The following is a 3,514-nucleotide window of genomic DNA, read 5'->3' as shown; positions in this document are numbered from 1 at the left end:
CTAATCTCCTGCGAGACTATATTTTTTATTAAAATTTCCCATATCTTATTTGATTTATTCTGTGACACCAGATTGGGTTACTCTTACATCAGCTGTTACACGAAAACGTAAATCTTTATAGGATTCTTCCCATTCTTGACTGTTCCATTTTCTTACGTGAGTTCTACCAAGCTTTCTAAGTCCTATAGGATCTGTGTCTTTTTTAATAAATCTCTTTATCAATGTAGTTGCTTTTTTTTCTATTTCTTTTTCCATAATTTTTTCTAATTTTTTTATTTCTTTAGGATTATCTAGATTTTTTGTTTTTGTAAATTCTTGAATTTCAGCTTTAACTTGAATATGAGCATTTACGAATGGATGCTTACTATTCCCCTCCATCTTATATTTTGTTCTAGCTTTTATATTCTCTATCGTAGCGTAAGTATTTGAAGAACCAGGTAGTTTGAATTGGTATGTACCTTGTTTAAAATTATCTGTCAACAATTTAAATACAAATAAATCTTTAGGGTTCACTTTATCAACCATTTTACATCTTTTAAAAAGTGCTATTCCATCTAACTCCAACACGTTACCTTTTTTAGATATTATCGGTAAATAGGAATCTCTCGCATCATCATTAAGTTGGTTTAAAAACATAAAAAAATTTGTTTTGGGCTGCGTTCCATTGTCCATATTTTGCTCCAGTAAAGAGGATAGATAGGAAGCAATTTCTTTTTCTTTAGAATAGTTCCCCTTTAATAGTGATTCCCCTTTTACATTTGTAATTGCTAAATAAATTGCATTTCCTACACTAGGATTTCGGTTCAAAGTCTCTAAAATTTCCTGCATTCCCTTTTCAATTATTTTTTCATTAAATATAATAACACGCAATTGCCCCAACTCTAGAGGTCCAGAAGATTTTTCGGATGCTCTTGCAAGAACTTCTCTACCAGTCTGGCCTGATGCTGAATAGATTTTTGTTTCACCTTCCCCGCCTCCTTTATAAGCTGAAATCGCAAAGGTTCCTTTTAGCTTACCTTCTGCTTCGGTATCATATGCCGCAACTTGAACTAAGTCAATGTCATCCACAATTTTCGTTTTAGCACAACCTATTAAGAAGACACTTAATATAAGGAAAAGTATCCATCGCTTCATGTTTATCTCCTTAACTTTATTTTAGCCGTTTGAATTAGCCATAGTACAGGTAGGTATACATATATATATACAAAGCCCATTTGACCTGTCCAAGTATTTAATAAGTTAATTTTATTACGATTATTCAAGAAAAATGATAAAACAAAGATGAATAGGATGATAACTGGCAAAACATATTTTTGCTTTATTCCCAGTGCCTCTTTTATACCACGACTTACTCCCCATAATGTAAAGGAAACATTGGGTAATATAAAAAAAGCCCAAACAGAAACAATAATGTATTCAAACCGCTCTATAAAGGGAAATTGTATAATTTTAATCATGCTTAAATATGCCCATATCGCACTCGCTAGTTGTTTTTCACTAAAAAATGCAAGAGTTAAAATCATAAGGTATGTGTAGACAATAGTCGTTACTAAATTTGCATAGTGCGCATATTTTTGAGACGTTTTTGCCTTTTTAATAAATGGGTAGTACAGCAATAACATTTCAAATCCAAAAAAACTAAACATATTTCCTTTCATTCCTTTCATAATTTCTAGGAATGAATGCTGTGCAATTGGAAATAAATTCTGGAAATCTGCATACTGCAAAGGATAAAAAAATGTGAAGATTAGAATGCTTGGGATAACGATTCCAAAGAAGCCGATTCCGGCAACTACACGAAATCCTCCAGTAACAATGTAATAACATAGACCCAAAAAAGCCCCTGCTATAACCCAAGATGAAATTGAAGGAAACATCCAAACATGTACTACTTCGATATAAGTATGTAGTGTTGTTGCACCTAACAATACAATATAGGATAAAAAAATGAAGTTGAGCAATCCACCAATCCATTTTCCAAGTACGTTTTGATTGATTGCAATGATGTCTCCATTACCCTGATTTAAAATCTGATATATGATCCAAATCATAACATTAACAGATATTCCAAAAAGTAGCGTGCTAATCCACGCATCATTTCCAACTAATTTTGCACTAATCCTTTCAAAACCAAGCATACCAACTCCCAACTGTATAGTAATAATTAAAAAAAATACCATATATGGCGAGACTTGATACTCAATTGGGATCTGTTTCATAATGCTCCTCCCTGTTAAATTCAATCATCAAAATCATTTCGTGATATGATTTTATTTTTCTCTACCTCTTCTGGATTAAAGCGAAAACGCTGTTTAGACCTTGAAAAAATAGGACGTCGAAACATCGCTGAGATTGGCATACGTATAATGCTGTCTTTCCAATCTGTAGGACGTGTAGGATAAAAAGGGAACAAATAAGGACGTCTTAATGATTCTGTACGTAATAAGCGTACTAAAAGGAAAGAACTTGTTAAAACAATTCCTAATAAGCCCAATAGGTGTGCAGATATTATAAAAGGAAAACGAATTACTCGAATTGTATTACCAATTCGATATATTGGTGCTGTAAATGAACTAAGAGCTGAAAGTGCAACAATGATAATAAGTACGTTACTTGTAAGACTTGCTTCTACCGATGCTTGTCCAATTACAATACCACCTACGATACCGACAGTTAAACCCACTTTAGTTGGTAAACGTGCCCCTGCTTCTCTCAGTAATTCAATCGTTATTTCTAAAAAAAGTGCTTCAATTAATGGAGGAAAAGGTACTTTACTTCTCGATATAATTAACGTTTCAAGAAGTTCTTTTGGGATAAGCTCGTAATGATATGTTAAGATCGAGACATATAATGGCGTCGTTAAGACAGAAAATATAAAAGCAAAAAGCCTTAATAGACGAAAAAAAGAGGCTATAATCCAAGGCATGGTGTAATCTTCTGTCGTAGAAAAAAAATCAATTAATGTTGTTGGAAGAGTGATGGCATAAGGCGAGCCATCTACAAAAAGTGCAATTTTCCCTTCTGCTAATACAGCTGCCACACGGTCCGGACGTTCTGTATTCAAAAATTGAGGGAATATAGAATTTGGGTTGTCTGCAATTAACTGCATCAAATAAGTACTATCCAAAACATGGTCTGTTTTTATTTGACTTACCCTTTTTATAATTTCTTGTAGATTTTGATCATTTACAATTCCCTCAATAAATACAATCGCAACAGTTGTGTTAGAGAGAGAGCCTACTTTCAATTCCTTCATTTGTAAATAAGGTGTTGGGAGCTTTCTACGTACTAAATTTAAATTTACATCTAAATCTTCGACAAATGCGATTTGCGGACCCACAATATTGTATTCAATTTCAGCTTTTGTAATATCCCTTTTTTCTTTCTTTGACACATTTACTAACAAACAATTTAGTTTATCTGTATCGAACTGAATAAGTATATAGCCATTTAAAATACTATCCTGAATATCTTCAATTTGATTTGTTATTTTTGAATTTTCAAAGGGTAAGAC

The 3,514-nt window shown here is 32.7% G+C and carries 3 protein-coding genes; all 3 read right to left on the bottom strand.

Annotated features, from left to right (window positions below):
• Positions 1–54 precede the first annotated feature (54 nt).
• Entirely contained in the window at positions 55–1,134 is a 1,080-nt protein-coding gene (locus ABWK52_RS25285; protein WP_098023136.1) for a Ger(x)C family spore germination protein, read from the bottom strand.
• 2 nt (positions 1,135–1,136) lie between these two features.
• A complete protein-coding gene (locus ABWK52_RS25280; protein WP_000809694.1) occupies positions 1,137–2,219 on the bottom strand; it encodes a GerAB/ArcD/ProY family transporter in 1,083 nt (360 codons plus the stop codon).
• Between the two features lie 20 nt (positions 2,220–2,239).
• The coding region (locus tag ABWK52_RS25275) for a spore germination protein (protein WP_353772209.1) at positions 2,240–3,514 on the bottom strand (1,275 nt) is incomplete at its 5' end.

It is taken from the genome of Bacillus sp. AP50 (assembly GCF_040492675.1).
GTDB lineage: Bacteria > Bacillota > Bacilli > Bacillales > Bacillaceae_G > Bacillus_A > Bacillus_A cereus.
Note: the sequence above shows the minus strand (reverse complement) of the source record. Positions and strands in the feature narration are given on the sequence as shown.

What these genes read in the sequence shown, in the direction of transcription:
- ABWK52_RS25285 (WP_098023136.1), bottom strand. Translation starts at nt 1,134, where the DNA reads ATGAAGCGATGGATACTTTTCCTTATATTAAGTGTCTTCTTAATAGGT.
- ABWK52_RS25280 (WP_000809694.1), bottom strand. Translation starts at nt 2,219, where the DNA reads ATGAAACAGATCCCAATTGAGTATCAAGTCTCGCCATATATGGTATTT.